Genomic DNA, 22,394 nt, shown 5'->3' on the forward strand with positions numbered 1-22,394 from the left:
CTCAGTACACTCTCTTTATCGGTTCTTTATATGATCTATTACAGCCTGCAATGTGTACTAATATCAACCAAATGACCTAAGACATATAAAACAGCCACATTCTATCAAGAGAATGTGGCTGTTTTTAAAAAAAGAACATGCATATCAACACACTGATGACGATGAAAAAAAGATACATGCAGTCGATCCATGAAGTGCTGATGACATGATAATATGTTCTCTCCCTCGTCCCTGTGAAGCCTCTTGCTTCCATCGCAATGGCTAGTCGTTCAGATTTCCGTACGCCTTGCGTGAAAAGGGGGAGTGCATAACGTATAAAGGCTTTCCAGCTGTTTTTTTGCTTGTAACCTCTAATTTTATGTGCAGCCTTCATTTGCTTCAATTCACTTTGAAACAACGGGATAAACCGGAAGCCTGCCAGCATCCCATATGCCCATTTGGGTGACATTCGGCATTGATGGATTAAGCTCATCATAAAGGCCGTCAAATCAGTTGTTGATGTAAAAAGGAGACCAAATGTCACAAACCCAAGCATTCTAAAAGAAATGGTCAGCCCATTTCTTAAACTCTCCTCTGTGATATGAAACCATGCCCATTTCCAAACTGTATGATCTCCCTTGCCAAAGGCCGCCATCATCCAAAACACGAGAATGAAAAAGAGCAGATAAGGTACAAGTCTGGTGATGAGGTATTTCAAATTCCAGCCGCCTAGGACAAGTCCAATTCCAAGTGCAAACAGCCAGATGATGAACGTCGTTTTAGGATCAGAAATCGCCATCAGACAGCACATCGCAAGGAGATGGGCGAGTAATTTCATGACTGGATTTACAGTGGATAGAAAGGAGTGATTACTTTGCAATCGTCATCACTTCCTTTCTTTCAGCCATATAGCGATAATGTAACGGCACTCTCAGCTCACAGGAAGTGACAAGTTCCTGATGAGAAAATAAATCAAAAGGCGTACCATCATAAACATGCTCCCCTTGATGAAAAACAAGCACTTGATCAGCGCACTCATCAACGAGTTCCATATCATGTGTGACCATGATAATAGTGGTGCCTTGTCGTTGACGTTCTTTTAAACGCCGGATTAACTCCCTCGCCGTTTTCTCATCCTGCCCGAAGGTCGGCTCATCTAAAATGAGTACATCCTGATCAAAAAGAAGCATCGTGGCAACACTTAATCTTCTTTTTTGTCCTAAGCTTAAGGTGAAAGGATGCGCGTCTCTATGCTTCTCTAGACCGAACTCTGCCAATAGCTGATTCGTTTTTTCTTGCACCACAGACTCTGGCCAATTTCGCTGTCTCCCACCAAATGCGATTTCATCAAACACTGTGTCCTGTATAAATTGAAGTTCTGGATTTTGAAATACAAAGCCTGCTTTTTCATATAATGTTCGGTCAGACCACTTTTTCAGGTGTTTTCCTTTTAAAAAAATGTGACCTTTCTTTATTGGTTCTAAACGGATGACATGTTTAAGAAACGTACTTTTTCCGCTTCCATTTTCACCGATGATCGCAACCCAATCTCCTGCTTTTATATCAAGGTGCAGGTCATCTATAATGCTTTTTTTCCCGTAGCTTAATTGTAGATGATCTGTGCGAATGATTGTCTCTCGATTTGTTGATGTCTCATGACGTTCTTTTCTCGCCTCAAAGGTTTGCAAGAGTGTTTGACTCAGTGGATGAAACGGATCTTGTACGATAGTGGACCATTTCTCGGGAAATATTTTCGGACGCCAAATGCCGGCTTCTTTCATTTCTCCCTCAAATGTGTTCATCACGTCTTTTGGCGTTCCATCTGCTATAATACAGCCTTGAAGATCTAACAAGATCACCCGATCCATCCACTCGATGACACCGTCTAACACATGCTCCACAAAAATCATCGTCTGATTCTGTTCAGCCGAAAGCTGCTGAAGTAATTGAAATATCTCCATTCTTCCTGCTGGATCAAGCTGTGCAGTCGGTTCATCAAAGAACAGGACATCTGGCTCTAATGCTAGTAAACAAGCAAGCGCCAACCGCTGCTTCATTCCGCCAGATAAGGTATGAATATCTGTATTTGGGTCAACATCCAGCTGTACCTTTTTCATGAGATGTTGAATCATGTCATCCATTTGTTCTCGAGGGACAGATCGATTCTCTAAGCTAAACGCAATTTCTTCATTGACTCGGTGCATACAAAACTGCGAATCTGGGTCTTGAAACATGACACCAGTATGCCTTTGCCGCATCACTTCTCCCTGTACTTCAGCTTCCATATGCTCTGGAATAATACCAGCAAGCACAGAAATCAGCGTAGATTTCCCGCTTCCACTTGGTCCTAATATCAGCACCTTTTCCCCCTTTTGAATAGAAAGAGATACTTGATGAAGAACGGGATTCGCCTGTTCATAAAAACGGACAGTGAGATTACTGCACGCGAGAAATGAATCCATGCTGGTCACCCTTACTTCGTTTTTCTTTCATGATGGCATATTGATTCAGCACACCCGTTTTAGATAAAGCATCCACCACAACCTTTGCCAAGCAACCGCCGAGTAACATACCGCTGATGACTTGAGTGACAAGTGTCATGAGTAACACTTGAGGCGTGTAATAGCCGAATCCATTGGCAATGAGGCTATATGCCATTGCCCCTACTGCTGCAAAGGCACCAGACAACATGAGTGTCCACATACGATATCGCTTATAGCCAAATAGAGCGAAGGCGATTTCTGCTCCAAGTCCTTGGCATACACCAATCAAAAGCGCAGAAAGACCGAAGTGGCTGCCTGTCAGTAATTCCACGGCGGCGGCAGCTGTTTCTGCGATGAGGGCAGCTCCTGGCTTTTGGATAATGTAAGCAACGATTGGACTGGCAATGACCCAAATTCCGAACATGATGTTGCCTCCTGCTGGACCGACAAGGGCTGTAATCGGTAAATAAAGCGTCGACCACCCTAAATAGATAACTCCGCATGCCACTGATAAAATGACAGCAAGAACGACTTCTTTCATCTTCCATGTCATAAAGAATGCACCTCCATTTGGACAGGCCACTCTTCGACAGTAAAGGCCATTTCCCAGAATTTATACTCAAGCTGACAGCTTAAGATGAAGTGCTGTTTCATTTTCTCCTTTTCCTTCTCACTTGCTCCTTCCGCCCACTGATCAAGCCGTTTGCAAAGCTCCACTGTAACAGAGTCCGTTAACCCGCCATAAAACGTGATCCACTCATAGAATGGATGGGCAGGGTCGGGCTCAACATCTTTAAGCATTCGTTTGCCTATTTCCCAATAGGTCCAAGGGCAAGGGAGCAAAACCGCAATGATTTCTCCTAGCGTCCCTTCCTCGGCGACTTGCAGCATGTGATGAATATAGTGATGAGCACTTGGCGCCAAAGACGCACCTTGCAGTTCATCATAAGCGACACCTGCCACCCGGCAAAGGTTTTGATGAGGATGTGTCTCACTATCAAGGACAAAAGCCATTTGTTGATGGAAAAAGGTAATGTCCTCTCTGTCTGTACATCTGCTGATGGCTGCCGCATAAATTTTAATAAAGGCATTTAAATATTCTGCATCCTGTTTGACATAATGAATGATCTGTTCCTTTTCGAGTTCTCCTGCTGCGAGTCCTCTCACAAACGGATGCTGATAAATCGCTTCAAATAATGGTTCTGCTTCTTGCCTTAATTGGGTTGAAAATGTCATAAAAAAAGCCTCCTCTTTTTCAGTTGAATAAATGAAAAAGCCACCCCAAATGGAGCGGCCTTCTTATCGATTCAATCATGAATAAGACAAGGTCCAGCTCCACTTCCCTCCGCTAGTACAAACTAGATCAGGTTCAAAGGGTCCAAGATTTCCTCTTGTCTCAGTCATACATGACTCCCCTAGTGGACTTTTGTCATTTAATTATCTTTACTCTACACATGTGGCGATTTGATGTCAACCGCCGATCTTAATTCAATGTATTGATCGTTGGCAGCTTCTCGATCCCTGCTGCATAGTAGAAATTAAGGACACTGAAGAAATCAATTGGCTTTCCTGTCTTTAAATCAACAGCCAAAATATGATCGCCATAATTGGTCAGATCATCAATGTCTAAACGCCTTGGCGTTGTCTTTCCGAGAGTATCAACAAAGCTGCTATGGTAGTACTGCCCACTAGCAAACGATGATTCATGATACATAAATAATGTCTCCACATCTAAGTATACAAGAATGGCCTCAGAGGAACTCGCATATGGAGCAGAGTACGATACTGGTGCCGAAATACTTTTCACTTTTACACTGTCAACAGAATGCGTTCTCTGTTGATATTTTCCATCATATGAGAAATAAAATACACGCTCCCATTTATAATCGGCGGTCTTAGATTGTTTGTTATACACTTTTGTACCATTTGCGAAAACATCCCCATTGGCATACGCAGCAACAAAGTATTGCAATGTTGATGATAGGGATTCAGCACCTGTGAAATTTGGTGGGTTTTTTGCGTTCACCTGTAATGTATATGAGTCTCCAAAGTTTCCACCGCTAGTAATACCAAACGCATAATCCCCCGCTGGTAAATTGCTTAACGCAAGCAGACTGCCTGCCGGTTGAATCAGATCCGTTGGATAAGCTTGTCCTTCTTCATAATCAATAACAAATAACTGAACGAAATAATCAGTATTTGGAGAGGTAATCCGGCTGATGAGCGCCTGAGGAGACGATGTACTTAAGAACCATAAATCAACTGGATCTTCCTCGTTTAAAACTGCCGATTGATTAATGGCTAGTCCATCAATAGAGCGAACGGCAGACGTACGCATCTTTCCATCTGCAGCCGCTTTTCGTTTAATACTTATTCCCTTTTTCTTATCTACTTTAAATGATTTTTTTACTTCCTTCTGTTGAACCGCAGTCCCTTTATCCTGCTTTTCAAACGACTCTTGCACTTGCTGAATGGCTTTTTCAGTCAGTGGCGATACTTTTTCACTTGATTTTGGTGCATCTTCTGCTTTGATTGCTGGTGAAAATAAACCTGTTGTGACCAATAAAATAGACAGTAAGGCGGCGGTGATTTTGACATAAAATGCTCTCACAGGAACATCCCCTTTTCCCTAATTTGGGTTTTTTACCCTGTGATTATTTTACCATTTTTCTAATACTTGTTTTGGACTTTTTAGGAAATTTTTATAACAAAAAACCAGCCGTATGAGTCACGACTGGTTTTTTAATGATTTATGCAATGGTTTTGACAAATAAGCGTGCTGTTTCTGCACTTGATCCTGGATTTTGTCCAGTAATGATTTGTCCGTCTACAACAGCGAATGGCGCAAATGCATCGCCTTTTTCAAATGCTGCCCCTTGCTCGCGCAGTTTTGTTTCCAATAAAAATGGAACTTTAGATGTCAGCTGAACAGCATCCTCTTCCTCATTTGTGAATCCTGTTATTTTCTTGCCGTCGATAAATGATTTTCCATCACGATCCTTCACATCAACAAAGGCAGAAACGCCATGGCAAACTGCCCCAACGGCTCCATTTTTGTCTGAAATCGCTAAGATCGCATCGGCAACCAGTTGATTGGAGGCAAAGTCGATCATTGGCCCATGTCCTCCAGCAAAGAAAATGCCATCATACTCAGCTGGGTTTACATCTGTCAGTGCCTTTGTGTCTTGAAGTAATTCATACACATCTTGATATTGTGCTGGAACTCCTTCAGGAATTGAATTTTTATCGATCGGTACTGTTCCACCTTTTATTGAAACGATTTGCACGTTTAGTCCATTTTCTTTAAAAATATGAAATGGCTCGGCCAATTCTTCTAGCCATAAGCCTGTTGGGTGTCCGTTCATTTCTGAGCTGCTTGTTGATACTAATAAAACGTTCTTGCTCAACTTGATCATCCTTTCTATTTATCATGTGGCTATTTTACATTTTGCACAATTAAATATCAAGCAATCAGACTTAGATACAACTCTTTATGTTATACCCGATTTTTTAAAAATTATAGCCTCACTTCAAATCTAATCATTCTGTCACATTCTATTGACAGGGAATTTCATGTAAAATTGTGATGAAATGATATAATATGAGAAACAATTGACAGACCTCTTGCGCTAGAGGGAATTTAAAAGGAGTGGAAAAAGAGATGAAAACCTATTCGATTGTGATGATTATCATCACGCTCTGTATCATATTGGCTGTCTTTTTAATGAATCTTACGGGCGTCATGTATGGAAAAATCATATTGGCTGTCGCTGTTGCCCTTTGTCTTACGTCCATTATTCGTTTGATGGGAATGCGTAAAAGATAAAAGCCGCCCTCTGGGGCGGCTTTACTGTGTAGACAAACCCTCGCATTCGGTGTCAGTCCTGCGCTTCAGTGCTCACCAATGTCAAATTCGCTCCGATGCTCGTCCTTCCTAAACTGCAAAGGTTTTCTATCACGATGATAGGATTATATAGCCAGGATAAGTGCAATTAATGCAAGAAAAGCTGGTAACCCTTGTTTGATGATAATCGATTTATTAGACGTCACACCGCCAAATACTGCTGCGATGAACACACAAAGAACGAAAAATAGCTGAATCATATATCCTACGGTATTCGAACCAAGAATGAGCCCCCAAATGAGTCCAGCAGCTAGAAAGCCATTGTATAGCCCTTGATTAGCAAACATCACTTTCACATTTGGATCCTTTTGTAAGTGTTCAGGCAGATTGAAAGATCTTTTCGCCATTTTTGATTCCATAAAAAACATTTCTAGTAACATGATGACAATGTGCTCTAAAGCGACAATTCCTACTAAAATCATTGCTAAAATATTCAATTTAGTGAATTCCTTTCTGATAGACGGTCTCGTATTTGTATTTTGTCCGTGTATAAATCAAAGTCTTGGATTAGCTCTAACGCCTCATGAAAACGACTTTGTGGAATGTCTTTCATTTTTCTTACACCAAATTCCTTTTTAATAAAAGCCATGATGGTATTAATATGAAGCTTACCGTGGCCATCATACTCTAAATGGCTGCAAAAAGTCTGCATCGTCCCTCGAATCACCTTTAATTGCTTGGCAGTGACACAACTCATTGGTAACGCTCATCCTTTCTTGGTTTTTTAACAACTAAAAAGAACATTGAATGAAAGAAAAACCTTCCAATCTCTATTATATAATGGTTTCATTCGGATATCAAAATAAAAAAGAACAAACATTCGATCAAAGACGCGTCCTACGCTAAAAATCCATGTCTTAACGTATCAAAAAGCCGGATTCATGGATAGAATCCGGCTTTTTGTTTAGTTACTTTTAGAAATTAATACCTTTCCAACAGAACGGTCCTTACTTTGTCCGACGACTTTAAAGGATAGGCCGTATGTTGGCACATCACGTCCTGCATCCGGGTTATTTGGATTCACATAGTTCTTTTTATCACTAAATGTACGCGTTGGGCGGATATAGCGATCCTCTAAGGTTAAGCCTGTTGTCGCTGTATAATCAATATTCAGCTTCGTGCTTGGATTCAAAGAGAATGCTGCATCATGTACTTGGAAACCTGTCGCTGCAATAGAGCCGTCACTCCATTTCAACACTTGTTGATCTGCATCTACGACTCCAAGGAAGCCGTTCCCTGGATGTTTTCCAACCCAGTTATCACTGTACGATTGATCGACGTACCACACGACCAAACCGTTATTATAGCTCATCAGACTTGCTCCTCGTTTGATATGCTTTAAGCCTTTATCGACAGCAGCATAAGAGCGCCATTCTAGTAAATAATACTGAGCGGCATATTGTTTTCCATTAGATTGAGAGAATCCATTAAAAGTGAACGTGGACGTTCCCTCGGCATCATCTGACCACACTTTTTCTCCATCTGCTGTAATCTTTAGATCATCTACAAATAAACCTGGCAGTGAATATCCTGCATCGGTTGTATAGCGGAATTGCAGATCGATCTTCTTCCCTGCATAAGCAGTAAGGTCAAAGGATGCATCTACCCATCCATCTGATTTTCCATCGATGCCATTGCCTTCATTCGCTCCTGCCTCATTTCGATCATTCGTAATATTACCAGCAATGGTTGTCCATTTGTCTGTCCCAGTTTCACGAACTTCTACATACGCATAGTCATAATCTTCTTCGATATCGTACCATGCTTTAAACGTAAGCTCGGCTTTGCTTCCCTTCGACAAATCAATCCCTGATGTCGTCATGGTAGCATTCAAATTGTCACCTGTTCCGCTGAAGTATGAATATTGCCCTTGTGCAGGCTGAGTGACCACAATCTCTTTATCTGGCAAATCGACTCGAACCGCATCATGGTTGGTTCCTTTTGTTGCTGCTTCATCGATTAAAACTGTTTTGCTTTTTGTTAATGTCTTACCATCAATGGTTTTTCCAGAAAGCCAATTGCCGCCATGCAAGTTTTGAAGCATTTCTTTTGCATATGGACTAAAACCTGTTGGTTCCGTACCAGGTACTTTACCTGCCCAGCTTCCGCTTGACATGATAGACCAATAAGAAACGGGCTCTCCTCTGCCTGTGTATTGTGTATCGTATTCATCAGGCAGACCAAGATCATGTCCAAATTCATGTGTGAATACGCCTGCTGCGCCATCTTCAGGCTCAATCGTATAATCTAGAGCGCCTAACTTTCCGCCTTGACCCACTTCTGATTCAGTGTTTGGAATCTCAAATACATCACCAAGTGACCAGCGATGCGACCAAATCGCGTCAGAGCCAAGCTGTCCGCCGCCAGCTTCTTCACCTACGCCAGCGTGTACAACCATGAGGTGGTCAATGATACCGTCCGGCTCATTATAAACACCGTCCCCATCCATATCATAGCGGTCCCATTGATCATATTCACCAAGGTCAATGTTTGGATCCTTTGCCGCTGCTTCGAGGGCTTCTTTCACCAATTCGCGCGGTCTGCCGTCACTGCCTGATTCGTCTGGTACGTTCCCGCCATAATATGCTGCTTCATGCTTGGCTGTATACCATCCAGCTACTGTTCCACTAATCGTGTAGCTTCCACCAGACTGCTTTTCATAATATTGTTTCATAGATACTTTTCTTTTACCATCTGGACCGATGTAGCCATTTTTTCCGAAAAGCATATCTTGGTAATGCTGCTGATCGTACTTGTCATAGTACATATCAGTCTCTTCTTTTTTAATACTATTATGCTTATAATCTTTAAAATCTACTAATAAGACCAAAACTTTATCATTACGGACGTCGCCTTTATATTTTTCCTTTTTCACCGGCTTTACTTGATTGCCTTCTTTTCCTTTATGCTTCTTTAACTTTTTCTTTTTGGCTAATTTATTATGTACATTTTGTTTGTATTCTTTTAGGAATTCAGGTTCTTCTGTTAAGGTACTTGCGCTTTGTTTGATCGCTGCTTCTTCTTTTTTCTTTAGATAGTTCTTTAATGCTTTTTGGGTTTCTGCCTCATTGGCATTCTTTTTGATCTTTCCTTGTTTTTTCAAGGCTTTGATGAGGCGGTCTTCATTGACAACACTTGCGTCGAATGGAATACCTGAATAATGACCGCCATCTGAGGATGTTGACTTTTCTGAGGTGTGGGCAGATAGAGGGGTGCTGAAAGCTGTCAATGTGCCTAAACTGAGGACAGCTGTTAGTGCGATGCTCGTCCATTTCCCTTTTTTCATATTGGTTCCTCCCTAATTTGGTAATAAATAATATCTAATTCTAGCATATTCCAATATACTTAAGTCGAAAAACATTTTATTTTCAGAAACTTTGTGGAAAATGCACAATACGAGATTGAAATAGGTGGAACGAATTGTCGAAAATAAAAGAACCCTAGGCTATAAATGCCTAGGGTGTTTGTTCTTTTTCTATGAAAGCTGCTCTCCTTGATATGCAACAACATCAAGTGGAGCGGCTAAAAATTCTTTTGCCTTTGCGACGAAAGCTTGGAAATGTGCACTTGCATTATGGCTTTGAACCGCTGCTTCATCTTTCCACACTTCGACCATTAAAAAGGTGTTTTCTTTCTCTGTATCCTTGAAAAGCTTGTAGGACACATTGCCTTCTTCTTCCTGTGAAGCTTTCATTAAACCGTTGATTTCTTCTAGAAATACGTGTTCTTTCTCTGGATGAATGGTCATCCCTGCATGAATAATAATCATATGATCGTCTCCCTTTTTTAAAAATTATTTCCACTCTGTGATGCGGTCGATCGGTAAACGGTAAGAAGCATAACCTTCGTCAGCCGCTTTCCCAATGGATAGAAGCATAACTGGTACATAGCGCTCTTTATCCCAGCCGAATGTTTCAGCGATGACTTCTTTGTCATATCCGCCAATTGGGTTTGTATCATAGCCATGCGCACGAGCAGCAAGCATCAGCTGCATTGACACAAGTCCACCGTCAATTAAGATCGTTTCACGATTCACTTGCTCTGGAAGAGCTTCAAAATGTGCAGTTAATGCAGCAATTTGTCTTTCTTTTACTTCCTGCGGCATGTAGCCATTTTCTACTGCTTTTGAATAAATTTCTTCTAAGTATTCATTGTTTTTCATATCTGCAAACACAGCAATGACAGCTGATGATGTAGCTACTTGTGTTTGGTTGAATTTTGCGAGTGGTGCAAGCTTTTCTTTTCCTTCTGGGCTGTCAATGACCATGAAGCGCCAAGGCTGTGCATTCACTGATGATGGTGCTGTTGTTGCCTCTTCTAAAATCTCTGCCATTTCTTCTTTGCTAATTTTCACTGCTGGATCATAGTTACGAATGGAGCGGCGCCCTTTCATAATATCCATAAAATCGTTTGTTTTTAATGTTGTAGCCATGTGTAACACTCCTTTAGGTTGTTTGAATCTTTTCGATGTTTTGTTGTATACGGATGAGCACATCAGTGAGAAGCTTTCGTTCTTCATCACTTACGTTTTCAAGCATTTCTGAGATAAATCGTTCTTTTTCTTTTTTAGAAGCTTCGATTCTTGTTCTGCCTTCATCTGTCAGACGAACAAGCGTGACTCGATTATCTTCCGGCTTTCTTCTGCGCGTGACCATTCCTTTTGTTTCTAACTGTTTTAAGTGACGCGTCACAGCCGCACTATCAATATTTACTTTTTTCTGCAAATCGGATTGGCTGATTTCGTCGGCTTGGAATAACAGTGATAGCAACTCCAGTCTTGATTGGCTGATGCCCGTGCATGCTTCGAACTTCACACCCATCATACGGTTCACGCACTGCAAACGATATAATACCTCTGCTTCTTCAGAGCAAAATGCAGTCAATGCCATCCCCTCTTTTCTATTCAGATCAATTAGTTGATATATCAATCATTGACTCGTCAACTAATATACACCCATTGTTTCATGATTGCAAGAGGTTTGTTTCATAAAGTGAAATTTTTTATTTCAATCAAAAAAGACGAGCTTTTGCTCGTCTTAAGAACTTGGTGTCGATGTTGGTCCCACATAGTAGCTGATAAATCCAATGATCATCAAGACAACAAAAATAAAGAGAATGAGTTTGAGCATTCTCATGGTTTATCCCCTCCCACTCATCTAACTTATCATATCTAGAAGAAGCGCTACCTAAAATTTACATAAAAAAGACAAAAGCGATTCATCACTTTTGTCTTTTTCTCTTTATTCAGTAATCACTGTATGAATCAAAGTCGGAGCATCGGCATGGTCATCAATGCGGATGTTGTCATAAATTTTCTCCATGACATTCGCAACATCTTCACGGTTTGCATGCAGCGTCACGAGAGATTCACCTTTTTCTATACGATCGCCTACTTTTTTGTTTAGCATAATGCCAACAGATAGGTCGATTTCGTCTTCTTTTGTTGCACGTCCTGCTCCAAGAATCATCGCTGCAACACCGATTTCGTCTGCGACGATTTCAGCGATCACACCTGATTCTTTTGCCGGCACTTCGATTTGATAAGGTGCTTGCGGCAGTTTTTCCGGTTGATCTACAATCGAGCCGTCTCCACCTTGGTTTTCTAAAAATTCCTTGAATTTCTCAAGCGCTTTGCCGTTTTTCATGACTTCAATTAGCTTTTCTCTTGCTTCATCAAGTGTCTCTGCTTTTTTCGCAAGAACGACCATTTGACTTCCTAATGTGAGCACAAGCTCGTTTAAGTCTTCAGGGCCTTCGCCTTTAAGCGTGTCAATCGCCTCTTTCACTTCAAGAGAATTTCCAATCGCTAATCCTAGCGGCTGAGACATGTCTGAGATGACAGCCATCGTTTGTCTGCCAACATTATTTCCGATACGAACCATTGCTTTTGCAAGCTTCTCAGAGTCTTCAGGTGTTTTCATGAAAGCACCTGCACCTGTTTTCACATCTAATACGATTGCATCTGCGCCAGCAGCGATTTTCTTACTCATAATCGAGCTTGCAATGAGCGGGATTGAGTTAACAGTCCCTGTTACATCACGAAGGGCATACAGTTTTTTATCAGCAGGTGTCAGGTTGCCTGATTGTCCAATGACCGCTACTTTATGACGGTTCACCAGCTCGATGAACTCGTCTTTTGTAATTTCAACGTGGAAGCCTTTGACTGCCTCTAGCTTGTCGACAGTTCCACCCGTATGTCCAAGACCACGCCCAGACATTTTTGCAACAGGTACATCAAGTGCTGCAACAAGAGGAGCGAGTACAAGCGTTGTTGTATCGCCTACACCGCCTGTTGAATGCTTGTCTACTTTAATGCCGTCGATAGCAGACAGGTCAATTGTGTCCCCTGAGTTTGCCATAGCGAGTGTTAAATCTGCACGTTCTTGATCCGTCATATCTTGGAAGAAAATCGCCATCGCCAAGGCACTTGCTTGGTAGTCAGGAATTGTTCCGTCCGTATAACCTTTGACAAAGAAAGAAATTTCCTCTGAAGATAATTCTTTTCCGTCACGTTTTTTCGCAATGATATCTACCATTCTCATTGTTTTCACCATTCCTTTTTTAGTTTAGTAAATCAAACCGACAACGCCTGCTGTTAAGAAGCTGACGAGTGTTGCACCGAATAACAGCTTTAATCCAAAGCGTGCGACAACGTTTCCTTGTTTTTCATTTAAGCCTTTCACTGCTCCAGCAATGATACCGATAGACGAGAAGTTCGCAAATGACACAAGGAATACAGAAATGATCGCTTCTGTACGAGCAGTGAAATGAAGACCGTCGCCAGATAGAGCAAGCATCGCTACAAATTCGTTAGATACCATTTTGGTCGCCATAATACTTCCTGCTTGTACCGCTTCACTCCAAGGTACACCAACAAGGAAAGCAAATGGTGCAAACACATATCCAAGTACATCTTGGAAAGAAACACCGATGGCAGCTGTGAAAATACCATTAATCATCGCAATTAATGCAACGAATCCAATCAACATCGCAGCCACAACAATGGCTACTTTGAAACCATCCATAATGTATTCGCCGAGCATTTCGAAGAAAGATTGTCTTTCTTCTTCTACGACTTCAAGCATGTCTTCGTCTTTAGACACTTCATATGGATTGATGATAGACGCAATAATAAATCCACCAAATAGGTTCAGCACAAGTGCTGTAACAACGTACTCCGGTTTAATCATTTGCATATACGCACCGACAATGGACATTGATACAGTCGACATCGCAGATGCACACAATGTATAAAGACGCTGTTGAGGTAATAATCCAAGCTGTTTCTTAATGGAAATGAACACTTCGGATTGACCTAAAATCGCTGACGCTACGGCGTTGTAAGATTCTAGTTTCCCCATTCCATTGACTTTACTAAGCAAATACCCAATTCCGCGTACGATCAGCGGAAGGATACGCCAATGTTGCAGGATACCAATCAAGGCAGAAATGAAGACGATCGGCAGCAAGACATTGATAAAGAAAGTTGATGCATTATCATTCATTAAACCGCCAAATACGAAGTTGATCCCTTCACCAGCATAGCCTAAAAGCATTTGGAATCCTTTTGCAAAGCCCCCGACTAGGAAGTTCCCAACACCTGTATTGAGCAGAATATAACCTAAAATAAATTGCAGTACAATCATGACAATGACTGGACGGAATTTCACTCGCTTTTTCCCGTTACTTGCCAGCCATGCAATGGCGAGAATCACCAGCAAACCGATAATACCAATGACGTATTTCATGTTTTTCCTCCTTGAATGAATTCGTTTACATTAATGTGCTTGTATGGAACAAACCCTATTTCGCAAACAAATTGCGGAAGAAAATCCCAGAAATGAGATCCTTCCGCATATGACTTTTTCATCATCTAATGAGTCATGAATGTTATCCTACCATAGGATCGTATGAATTAATAGTCTTTAGAAGGAGCTGATTGATCCCCTTTAATAATGGAAACGCCTGCACTGGCACCAATACGGGTTGCGCCTGCAGCTGTCATCGCTTCTACGTCTTCTTTTGTTCTCACGCCGCCTGATGCTTTGACACCGATGTCAGGTCCAACTGTTTTACGCATTAATGCGATGTCCTCAGCTGTTGCACCGCCTGTACTAAATCCAGTCGATGTTTTGACGAAATCAGCGCCAGCTTTTACAGAAAGTTCACAAGCTCGTACTTTCTCTTCATCTGTGAGTAAACAAGTTTCAATGATGACTTTCACTAAGGCTTTGCCTTTTGCTGCGTCTACAACGGCACGAATATCTTGTTCAACTGCATCATATTCGCCATCTTTCAATGCCGCAATATTGATGACCATGTCCACTTCAGTTGCACCGTTTTCAATGGCATCCTTTGTTTCAAATGCTTTCACTGCTGTGGTGTTTGCACCTAACGGGAAACCGATGACTGTACATACATCAACGCCTGTCCCTTCTAGTTCTTTCGCCGCAAGAGATACCCAAGTTGGGTTCACACAAACGGAAGCAAATTGGTATGTCTTTGCTTCTTCTAGTAACTGCATGATCGCAGCTTTAGATGTATCTGGTTTTAGTGCTGTATGATCAATGAGCTTTGCTATTGTCATGATTCACACTTCCTTTTAAATATGATACTTTCATCTTAAATGACTATTGAACAATTGTAAATATAGTTATGAAATTTTGTTCATCTATTTTGTGACATTTAAAAGAGCTCTTGCTGTGTGCTGATCGATCATCAATACGTTCGCATATTTTCCTCTCAGCGCCCCATGGATAGAGGCAACCTTTCGATGTCCACCAGCCACAAGAATGGAGCGCTCTTTCGTTCTCAAATCATCCAGCTCCACACCGATTGTGCGATTGTTAATCGCTTCACTGCAAATGCGTCCTTCTTGATCATAAAAACGCGAACAGATATCTCCAACACTGGATGTCTTGAGCAGCGCCTTTTCTTCTTCACGGAAATAACCAAGCCTAAACAAAAGCGCCTCATCTCTTACCGTCCCAACAGTAAACACAGCGATATTTGCCTGTTTGCCCATTTCAATAATGCGCTGAATATGTCTGTCCTGTTCGACCATCTCTTTAACGGCGGCACTATCGAACACAACAGGCAGTGGCAAATAGCGTGGTGCCGTTTGAAAAGCTGATGCAAACAGCTGAATCGTTTCTGCAGAATATGTATTCACATGTGAATGGCTGATTCCACCTTTCAGCTGAACCACTTCTACCCCTTTTACCTGTTTAGGTTGCATCTTTTGAGCAATTTGATACATCGTGGTGCCCCAGCTCACTCCAACGATATCGCCGTCTTTCACCGTATTTTGAAGATAATCTGCACCAAACCGGCTCAAGTAATCCGTAATCGTTGGATAATCGTCCTTTGGTGAAAATACCACATGAGCCTCGAGCAGATCATATTTTTCTTTCAGCAATAAGGACAGCTCATTTAAATCCTCAAATGGGTCCATCACTGTAATTTGGACGTACCCTTTTTCCTTCGCATACTGAAGCAGACGAGACACCGTTGGCCTCGACAGGTCAAGCTGCTTGGCGATTTCCTGCTGACTGTAATCAGATAAGTAATAGAGCCTTGCTGCTTCAATACTTAATTGCTGTTTCTCCCGATCCATTCGTACGCCTCCTTTTTTCCTCTATCATAACAAATTGTTCACTTCACCATGCACAAATGTTCATTTAAAGAAAATGGTGTAGGCTGCGTGAAAGGTCTCTTGCTTCTCTAAGGTTTGAATGCCGAATTTCTCCTTATACTGCCCGTTTGTCCCTTCCATATCAGCGATCCCATACCAAGGCTCAATACAAACAAAAGGAGCCATTGTTCCCTTTTCTTGATCATATGGAGACCAAATACCAACGAACGGAAAACCACTGAGATCGACCTCAACGCCGTGACCTGCTTGAGAAGTCAATGATACTTGATCAATATGACTAAAGATCATTGCATCGTTCTGAAAAAGTTCTGGGCGAAGTTGAATCGGCTCAAACTCAACACCTTTCTCCTTCTCTCTCACAAGTGAATCATGAAGTTCATATTGAACTGGATCATGTTCGGTGGAAGGTATCAATGTGAGTGAATAATCAGCTGTCTGCTCGCCTTCAACAAGCGGGACATGAAATGCCGGATGTCCACCAATCGAGAAATACATCGTGCCATCTCCTTCATGAACAATTTCCCAGGAAATCGTTAGTCCATTTTCCGACAGTGCATAACTGATGCGCGCTGTAAATTCATACGGATATTGTGACGTGTGACGGCCATTTGATTGATATTGAAAAACCACCTGATCTTTTGCTTCTTCAAATAGTTCAAAATCAACATCACGCAAAAATCCATGCTGCGAGAGTTGATACGTTTGATCGTCTATCTTGTATTGATCATCCTTCAACCGTCCGACAATCGGAAATAAGACGGGCGACACCCTGCCCCAATAAGCAGGGTCACCAGACCACATATATTGACGTCCACTTTCTTTATGAAGCACCTCTCTCACCTCGGCACCTCTCTCATTGATTTGAACCAATAACAGATCATTTTCAATCGTTTTCATTCAACACATCCCCTTTCCTTCTTTTTTTATTATGACAGGGATTTTCGGTTTGAGTATAAAAATAAGAATCCCTCAAGCCTTAGAATAATTCTTCATATAAAAAAATTTTAAAAAAGACAGAAATTCGCCAACAAAATGTAATGCTGATTCGTCTAATCTTATATAAAATAAAAGAATCGTTGTTCTTTTGGAGTGACAACAAAAAAGACGCGTTTGACATTGATGGGGGATTCTTTTTCATGAACAGCAAGGAAAACCGTTTACGTTACATATTAGGATTAGATGGGCTGAGAGCTGTTGCCGTATTGGCGGTCATTGCTTATCACTTACATATTGAACCCGCAAGCGGCGGGTTTCTTGGCGTTGATTTGTTTTTTGTGATTTCTGGTTACTTGATTACAACCATCTTGCTGCATAAGCAAGATTTGGGCTATCAAGAGCTTCTGCCTTTTTGGATGGGCCGCATCAGAAGGCTGCTTCCAGCTGCCTACGTCATGATTTTTTTAATCGTCAGCTGGTGCGCCATTGCTGCTTCAAATGCATTAATGTCCATTCGTGGCGATGCCTTATCGTCCTTTTTTTATGTGAGTAACTGGTGGTATATTTTTCATCAGCTCTCTTACTTTGACAGCTTCAATGCTGTATCTCCACTAAAAAATTTATGGTCTTTGGCGATTGAAGAGCAATTTTATCTCATTTGGCCGGTACTGTTGATTGCTGGACTGAAATGGGTGAAAAATAGATCCCATCTTCCTATGATCACCTTTGGTCTGGCACTTGTATCTGCTTTATGGATGGCCATTCTCTATTCACCGGATACTGACCCGAGCAGGATCTATTATGGAACAGACACACGTGCGTTTGCACTCCTCATCGGGTGCAGTCTTGCATTTGTCTGGCCCATGCACAGACTTTCCAGCAGAAAATTACTTCCTATCGGCAGACGTATGTTACAAATAGCCGGATTCGGTTCGATGGTCATTTTCCTCTTATGTGTTTATGCAGTCGACGAATTTGACGGCTTTCTCTACCAAGGCGGTATGCTTTTATTCTGTTTGAATGCAGCGATCTTAATTGCGTGTGTCTGCCATCCTGCCAGTCTTATTGGGAAATGGCTGTCATTTCAACCACTCGTTTGGCTCGGAAAGCGGTCTTATGGCATCTACTTATGGCATTATCCAATTATCGTGCTGACCACACCGGTCATTGAGATTGGACAGCCTTCCATGGGACGTGTCACATTGCAGCTCATCGCAATTCTACTCATATCAGAGGCTTCCTATCGTTTGATCGAACAGCCGATTCGTAAACTCGGGTTTAGACACTATTTTGCCTCTTGGTCGATTTGGAAAACAGGAATCAAGCAATGGTCTATGTCCAATAAAGTGTTTCTTGGGATTGCCGCAGTCCTTTTGATTTTATTTACCATTGGCATGTCTAGCTCGTCTCATACATCCCCGCATGCGCAAGAAGTCACACAAATTAAGACAGCGCCCCAAAAGGCAGGCGGTCAGACAGAATCAAAAGTGAAGAAAAAAAAAGACAAACATGAGAAAAAAGCAGCGGATCAGAAGCAGTTTCGCCAAATTCTTGCTATTGGTGATTCCGTCATGCTAGACATAGCGCCGAATCTTGAAAAAGCATATGCACAAATCACCATCGATGCAAAGGTTGGCAGACAAATGAACGAAGCCGTCAACATCGCTCCTCAGTATGCTTCATTTAATCAATCTAATGCCGCTGTTATTATTGAGCTTGGCACAAATGGTTATTTTACAGAGGGGACTTTGACCTCATTCATTCAACATTTCTCGAAGGCACATATTTTTCTTGTGAACACTCGTGTTCCAAGATCTTGGGAAAATGATGTGAATGCAGTCATTGAGCGTGTGGCCAATCAACATCACAATGTGAGCTTAGTCGATTGGCATTCAGCCGCTACCGGACAGCCGTCCTATTTTCAGCCAGATGGTGTTCATCTTTCCACAAAAGGCTCTGACACATTGACTGAGCTCATTAAAGCTAGTATCAAGAAAAAAGGAGATGTGTCCTCGTCATAATAAGAAGACTAGCATCCTGTGAAGAGAGATTCAAAAAAGACATGCTTTCCTATGATTGGAGGCATGTCTTTTTTGTGATGGATGAGCACGGAGCTGCATTATGTTTTACTTTTAAAAGACCAAACGATGACAGGGATGAGAATTAACGATAAAATTCCTCCGCTTAAAGATAATGTAGCATAACTCGTATTCGCCACGACCATTCCTGAAAGGGCACCGCCAGAAGCACCTGCTAACGCAACAAAAACATCGAGTGTTCCTTGGGTTTTTGCCCGGGTTGATGGTTCTGTAGCATCCACTATTTGAGCAGTACCACTAATTAAACCAAAGTTCCATCCCAATCCAAGTAAAGATAAAGCAATGATTAATAGAATCATTGAATCACTTGGTGCGAATGCTGCTAATAAACCAGCAAGTAACAGTGTGATGCCCGACGCTATGCTCATAGCTGTTCGTCCTAGTTTATCTACAAGTACACCCGTGATAGGTGAAGGAAGATACATGGCCCCTATATGAAAACCAATCACAATGCCCACTTCGGCTAATCCATGACCATGATGCTGCATATGCACCGGTGTCATGGTCATGAGTGCCACCATGACAATTTGAGTTAAGATCATCACTGTGGCCCCTACTGTAAGCCCTTTTTTATCTATTTTTTTATCAGCAGCATCTCGTTTATTTCCATGCCCATGTTCTGCTTTGTAAGTTGCTATTCTTCGGGCAATGTCTAATGGATCAGGACGCAGCAGAATAAAAAGAACAAGACCAGCTACAATAAATGCTGCTGCTGATAAAATAAAAGGACCAGCAAGTGCTGGAACACCAATGGACACTGCAAATTTACCCATCACTTCAACTAAATTCGGACCTGCTACTGCTCCAAATGTTGTCATAACCATTGTTGTACTAATGGCAGTTGCACGCTGTTTAGAATTCGCTAAGTCCGTCCCCGCATAACGCGCTTGTAAGTTCGTGGATGTTCCTGCTCCGTAAATGAAGAGCGATGCAAATAATAAAATGACACTATTCATCATAGCTGCCAGCACAACGCCAATTGCTCCGAGCCCTCCAGCAACAAAACCTGTCGATAAACCGATGCGTCGTCCATAACGTTGCGAAAGCTTTCCTACAATGAAAGCTGACCCAGCTGACCCCAAAGTAAATAAGGCGATTGGGACTCCTGCATAGGCTTCAGTTCCAAGCATTTGTTGCGCTAAAATGGCACCTACTGTAATTCCTGCAGCTATTCCAGCTCCTCCAAATATTTGCGATAGACTGACAACGAACAATACTCGTTTATATAAATTTTTCAATTTTTGGGGTGAATCTATATAATTCTTCACTACATCTTGTTCTGTATCTAACACTTGTAAACACCCACTTGAGGTTTATTTGCCCAATGTAACCATTATATCAGTTCCGACTACCATCCTTGATTGCCTCTCGGCCATTTACATGGAGAGCAAGCGGTTGTTTTCGGATCATGAATAAAGCGCCACATGACTGACCTGTACTTTTGAGCTGATGCGTATCTTTTGTCGTTTTCTTTTATGCCGTTAAAAGACTGGCACTCAATGCTAATGCGTGCTTTTCCTTCGTTTTTTGATCCACCAACGCAAAATCACCATTCTCATACGCTAATGAAAATAATTCTTCGATATGAAAGACACCTGCCTGAAACTGCTTGCTCAATACATGCAGTGCCACAGCACTGGCGACTTGAGCCGTTGCTTGAGACTCATCGCGACCTTTTATTCCAAGCGCTGCTTGATGAATTTCGTTACCCTTCAATCCTACCGCTTCCACTTTCACTGCATATTGATCTGTACCCATTTGAGCAGATTGAATCAGTGAAATGGCTCGTTCCTTGATTTTCGGCATCGTGAGAAGGGACGTCATTCCGAGTTTCCTTGTGAGAGCAAATGCACGTGTCGCTACACCAGAATCAAAACAGAGCCTTGTTGTCACAGAAGGCACATGGAGCGTCGAAGGCAATGTTTGCTGGTCAGAGAAAGGGAACTGATAGGCTTGCCGCTTTCCAAGCGTTTTGCCAAAATCAATGCGTTTCCCTCCAGTAAAACTTTTGACTTTCTTTCGCTGATGATTCTTCGTCAGCTCATAATCCGTATGCACATGATCAAGCGTCCATTCAATAGCTGCTTTTCCATGCTGGTCACCTAGCCCAAGCATGATACTAATATCAATTTGCTCCACAGAGGTCAGAATAGATGCCGCCTTCGCTGCAAGCAAATTGGTGAGACCAGGTGCAAGACCTACGCTCAGCACAGCCGTTGCGTTCAATTGCTGTTGATGGACCTTTGCTAGCTTCTCAATATAGGCTCCTTTTGCTGAAATATCGAGATAATCAATACCTGATCGTAAGCATGTTTCAGCAAATGACGTGTCATCTTGATCCAGACACATGATCACGAGTTTCGTTTCATCCATCCAGTCCGTATCCATTGGTTGTCTGACGTCTATCTGAAATGGATGTACACGCCCATTCGTTTGGCGTGCAAATTGTTCAGCCTTCTCATAACTTCGGCCAGCCGCAAAGACTTGCCCAGGATACACGTCACTTAATTGAAGACATATTTGCTGCCCCACATGTCCATAACCACCTATCACCATCACTTTTGACCTCATTTTCCAACCGCCTTTCTATTGCCTCTTTTACAAACAATCCCTTTGATCATGCCAGCTTGAAAATAAGGTCTGATGTCTTGAAATCCCGCTTCGGTTAATTGTGCTGTCATCTTTTCTTCAGACACGGGATATGTTGTGACACCCAGCCTTTCTCGGAAGGACGTAAACACTTCCTTTCCCAAGCCTTGACGCTTCATGAATCGAGAAAGCATATGAAGCTCCTGCTGAAATGTCGGCGTTTCCGGGTCTCCTTGAATAAACGCCAACACGAGAGGCGCCCCTGGTTGAAGCCGGCGGGCGATCTCCTGTAAAAAGGTCAGCTGATCTTTTACAAAATGAATGACAAGCAAACTTACTGCTGCATCGTACAACTTTTCAACCGGCACTTTGTCTAAGGCCATTTCATACCATGTGACGCGATCTTGCATATGAAGCTGTGCCACTCTGCGCTTGGCCATATCAAGCATGGTTGGAGATGGATCAACCCCTGTGATATGCCAGTCTTTATTTCTTTGAAGCATGTTGATGATCTCTTCGCCCCCACCTGCTCCGACTGTTAACATGCGAGAAGCCGATCCCATTAATTCGATTTCTACTCTATCCACTGTCAGCTCATGCAAAAGATGATAGCCCGGTACTTTATGTGCAATTGTCGCCGCATAGGATTCAGCAACAGGATCATGCCAATGTTGATTTACACTCATATGTCTTCTCCTCCAGTTTCCGCTTTGCTTCGTTTCCTTTACACTAACGGTATGTTATCTTCA

General features: G+C 42.1%; 21 protein-coding genes, 1 pseudogene and 1 riboswitch. Of the genes and pseudogenes, 2 read left to right on the forward strand and 20 right to left on the reverse strand.

Translation table 11 applies throughout. The annotated features are described in order from the left end of the window. Nucleotides 1-124: 124 nt before the first annotated feature. The 6 genes from KVT11_RS09490 to KVT11_RS09515 form a co-directional block, all read right to left on the reverse strand. Nucleotides 125-859, reverse strand: coding sequence for an energy-coupling factor transporter transmembrane component T family protein (locus KVT11_RS09490; protein ID WP_045033732.1), 735 nt, complete (start codon nt 857-859; stop codon nt 125-127). Then, on the reverse strand, nt 849-2,441 hold the full coding sequence (locus tag KVT11_RS09495) for an ABC transporter ATP-binding protein (RefSeq protein WP_065461374.1): 1,593 nt from the start codon (nt 2,439-2,441) through the stop codon (nt 849-851). The genes KVT11_RS09490 and KVT11_RS09495 overlap by 11 nt, the downstream gene beginning before the upstream one ends. After that, nucleotides 2,416-3,015, reverse strand: coding sequence for an ECF transporter S component (locus KVT11_RS09500; RefSeq protein ID WP_019743666.1), 600 nt, complete (start codon nt 3,013-3,015; stop codon nt 2,416-2,418). The genes KVT11_RS09495 and KVT11_RS09500 overlap by 26 nt, the downstream gene beginning before the upstream one ends. Beyond that, nucleotides 3,012-3,698, reverse strand: a complete 687-nt coding sequence (gene tenA / locus KVT11_RS09505) for a thiaminase II (RefSeq protein ID WP_065461381.1) — start codon at nt 3,696-3,698, stop codon at nt 3,012-3,014. Before tenA ends, KVT11_RS09500 begins: the two co-directional genes overlap by 4 nt. 87 nt (nt 3,699-3,785) lie before the next feature. Next, nucleotides 3,786-3,889, reverse strand: a riboswitch (TPP riboswitch). Between the two features lie 56 nt (nt 3,890-3,945). Beyond that, on the reverse strand, nt 3,946-5,073 hold the full coding sequence (locus KVT11_RS09510) for a hypothetical protein (RefSeq protein ID WP_048002486.1): 1,128 nt from the start codon (nt 5,071-5,073) through the stop codon (nt 3,946-3,948). A gap of 139 nt (nt 5,074-5,212) precedes the next feature. Continuing rightward, nucleotides 5,213-5,869 (reverse strand): type 1 glutamine amidotransferase domain-containing protein, encoded by a 657-nt coding sequence (locus tag KVT11_RS09515; protein WP_017358640.1) that lies wholly within the window; start codon nt 5,867-5,869, stop codon nt 5,213-5,215. Nucleotides 5,870-6,093: 224 nt separating this feature from the next. Here KVT11_RS09515 and KVT11_RS09520 point away from each other — a divergent pair. Further along, a pseudogene (locus KVT11_RS09520) lies at nt 6,094-6,288 on the forward strand (hypothetical protein); the annotation flags it as partial. A gap of 143 nt (nt 6,289-6,431) precedes the next feature. Here KVT11_RS09520 and KVT11_RS09525 read toward each other — a convergent pair. The 11 genes from KVT11_RS09525 to KVT11_RS09575 form a co-directional block, all read right to left on the reverse strand. Beyond that, entirely contained in the window at nt 6,432-6,803 is a 372-nt protein-coding gene (locus KVT11_RS09525) for a DUF1304 domain-containing protein (RefSeq protein ID WP_007498006.1), read from the reverse strand. Next, nucleotides 6,800-7,063: an ORF6C domain-containing protein gene (locus KVT11_RS09530; protein ID WP_008345710.1), complete on the reverse strand. Its 264-nt coding sequence runs from the start codon at nt 7,061-7,063 to the stop codon at nt 6,800-6,802. The genes KVT11_RS09525 and KVT11_RS09530 overlap by 4 nt, the downstream gene beginning before the upstream one ends. 207 nt (nt 7,064-7,270) lie before the next feature. Continuing rightward, on the reverse strand, nt 7,271-9,652 hold the full coding sequence (locus KVT11_RS09535; RefSeq protein WP_217609001.1) for an immune inhibitor A domain-containing protein: 2,382 nt from the start codon (nt 9,650-9,652) through the stop codon (nt 7,271-7,273). 189 nt (nt 9,653-9,841) lie between these two features. Then, complete coding sequence (locus KVT11_RS09540; protein ID WP_116306505.1) at nt 9,842-10,135, reverse strand: putative quinol monooxygenase; 294 nt, start codon at nt 10,133-10,135, stop codon at nt 9,842-9,844. Nucleotides 10,136-10,159: 24 nt separating this feature from the next. Beyond that, nucleotides 10,160-10,798 carry a nitroreductase family protein gene (locus KVT11_RS09545; protein WP_116306507.1) on the reverse strand — a complete coding sequence of 213 codons (639 nt, stop codon included), beginning with the start codon at nt 10,796-10,798 and terminating at the stop codon, nt 10,160-10,162. A 13-nt stretch (nt 10,799-10,811) separates the two neighbouring features. Next, nucleotides 10,812-11,255: a MarR family winged helix-turn-helix transcriptional regulator gene (locus KVT11_RS09550; protein ID WP_045033720.1), complete on the reverse strand. Its 444-nt coding sequence runs from the start codon at nt 11,253-11,255 to the stop codon at nt 10,812-10,814. 351 nt (nt 11,256-11,606) lie between these two features. Continuing rightward, on the reverse strand, nt 11,607-12,908 hold the full coding sequence (locus KVT11_RS09555) for a pyrimidine-nucleoside phosphorylase (RefSeq protein ID WP_050827650.1): 1,302 nt from the start codon (nt 12,906-12,908) through the stop codon (nt 11,607-11,609). A 24-nt stretch (nt 12,909-12,932) separates the two neighbouring features. Beyond that, on the reverse strand, nt 12,933-14,114 hold the full coding sequence (locus KVT11_RS09560) for a NupC/NupG family nucleoside CNT transporter (RefSeq protein WP_017358632.1): 1,182 nt from the start codon (nt 14,112-14,114) through the stop codon (nt 12,933-12,935). Between the two features lie 167 nt (nt 14,115-14,281). Beyond that, on the reverse strand, nt 14,282-14,953 hold the full coding sequence (deoC, locus tag KVT11_RS09565) for a deoxyribose-phosphate aldolase (protein ID WP_007498018.1): 672 nt from the start codon (nt 14,951-14,953) through the stop codon (nt 14,282-14,284). Between the two features lie 84 nt (nt 14,954-15,037). After that, complete coding sequence (locus KVT11_RS09570; RefSeq protein WP_007498020.1) at nt 15,038-15,982, reverse strand: DNA-binding transcriptional repressor DeoR; 945 nt, start codon at nt 15,980-15,982, stop codon at nt 15,038-15,040. Nucleotides 15,983-16,042: 60 nt separating this feature from the next. Then, entirely contained in the window at nt 16,043-16,918 is an 876-nt protein-coding gene (locus KVT11_RS09575) for an aldose 1-epimerase family protein (protein ID WP_168948360.1), read from the reverse strand. Nucleotides 16,919-17,157: 239 nt separating this feature from the next. Here KVT11_RS09575 and KVT11_RS09580 point away from each other — a divergent pair, with 239 nt between their 5' ends. Continuing rightward, the gene (locus KVT11_RS09580; RefSeq protein WP_210552266.1) at nt 17,158-18,978 is read left to right on the forward strand and encodes an acyltransferase family protein; all 1,821 of its coding nucleotides are present in this window, start codon (nt 17,158-17,160) and stop codon (nt 18,976-18,978) included. Nucleotides 18,979-19,076: 98 nt separating this feature from the next. Here the strand turns inward: KVT11_RS09580 and KVT11_RS09585 are convergent, their stop codons facing one another. The 3 genes from KVT11_RS09585 to KVT11_RS09595 all read right to left on the reverse strand — a co-directional run bounded on the left by KVT11_RS09585 (nt 19,077) and on the right by KVT11_RS09595 (nt 22,331). Then, nucleotides 19,077-20,348: an MFS transporter gene (locus tag KVT11_RS09585; RefSeq protein ID WP_116306512.1), complete on the reverse strand. Its 1,272-nt coding sequence runs from the start codon at nt 20,346-20,348 to the stop codon at nt 19,077-19,079. Nucleotides 20,349-20,529: 181 nt separating this feature from the next. Then, a complete protein-coding gene (locus tag KVT11_RS09590) occupies nt 20,530-21,627 on the reverse strand; it encodes a saccharopine dehydrogenase family protein (protein ID WP_116306514.1) in 1,098 nt (365 codons plus the stop codon). Beyond that, a complete protein-coding gene (locus KVT11_RS09595; protein ID WP_116306516.1) occupies nt 21,624-22,331 on the reverse strand; it encodes a class I SAM-dependent methyltransferase in 708 nt (235 codons plus the stop codon). The genes KVT11_RS09590 and KVT11_RS09595 overlap by 4 nt, the downstream gene beginning before the upstream one ends. Nucleotides 22,332-22,394 lie beyond the last annotated feature (63 nt).

The organism is Bacillus sp. GbtcB10, from assembly GCF_019091365.1.
Classification (GTDB): Bacteria; Bacillota; Bacilli; order Bacillales; family Bacillaceae; genus Bacillus; species Bacillus altitudinis.

What these genes read in the sequence shown, in the direction of transcription:
- KVT11_RS09495 (WP_065461374.1), bottom strand. Translation starts at nt 2,441, where the DNA reads ATGGATTCATTTCTCGCGTGCAGTAATCTCACTGTCCGTTTTTATGAA.
- KVT11_RS09500 (WP_019743666.1), bottom strand. Translation starts at nt 3,015, where the DNA reads ATGACATGGAAGATGAAAGAAGTCGTTCTTGCTGTCATTTTATCAGTG.
- tenA (WP_065461381.1), bottom strand. Translation starts at nt 3,698, where the DNA reads ATGACATTTTCAACCCAATTAAGGCAAGAAGCAGAACCATTATTTGAA.
- KVT11_RS09530 (WP_008345710.1), bottom strand. Translation starts at nt 7,063, where the DNA reads ATGAGTTGTGTCACTGCCAAGCAATTAAAGGTGATTCGAGGGACGATG.
- KVT11_RS09535 (WP_217609001.1), bottom strand. Translation starts at nt 9,652, where the DNA reads ATGAAAAAAGGGAAATGGACGAGCATCGCACTAACAGCTGTCCTCAGT.
- KVT11_RS09540 (WP_116306505.1), bottom strand. Translation starts at nt 10,135, where the DNA reads ATGATTATTATTCATGCAGGGATGACCATTCATCCAGAGAAAGAACAC.
- KVT11_RS09545 (WP_116306507.1), bottom strand. Translation starts at nt 10,798, where the DNA reads ATGGCTACAACATTAAAAACAAACGATTTTATGGATATTATGAAAGGG.
- KVT11_RS09550 (WP_045033720.1), bottom strand. Translation starts at nt 11,255, where the DNA reads ATGGCATTGACTGCATTTTGCTCTGAAGAAGCAGAGGTATTATATCGT.
- KVT11_RS09555 (WP_050827650.1), bottom strand. Translation starts at nt 12,908, where the DNA reads ATGAGAATGGTAGATATCATTGCGAAAAAACGTGACGGAAAAGAATTA.
- KVT11_RS09560 (WP_017358632.1), bottom strand. Translation starts at nt 14,114, where the DNA reads ATGAAATACGTCATTGGTATTATCGGTTTGCTGGTGATTCTCGCCATT.
- deoC (WP_007498018.1), bottom strand. Translation starts at nt 14,953, where the DNA reads ATGACAATAGCAAAGCTCATTGATCATACAGCACTAAAACCAGATACA.
- KVT11_RS09570 (WP_007498020.1), bottom strand. Translation starts at nt 15,982, where the DNA reads ATGGATCGGGAGAAACAGCAATTAAGTATTGAAGCAGCAAGGCTCTAT.
- KVT11_RS09575 (WP_168948360.1), bottom strand. Translation starts at nt 16,918, where the DNA reads ATGAAAACGATTGAAAATGATCTGTTATTGGTTCAAATCAATGAGAGA.
- KVT11_RS09580 (WP_210552266.1), top strand. Translation starts at nt 17,158, where the DNA reads ATGAACAGCAAGGAAAACCGTTTACGTTACATATTAGGATTAGATGGG.
- KVT11_RS09590 (WP_116306514.1), bottom strand. Translation starts at nt 21,627, where the DNA reads ATGAGGTCAAAAGTGATGGTGATAGGTGGTTATGGACATGTGGGGCAG.
- KVT11_RS09595 (WP_116306516.1), bottom strand. Translation starts at nt 22,331, where the DNA reads ATGAGTGTAAATCAACATTGGCATGATCCTGTTGCTGAATCCTATGCG.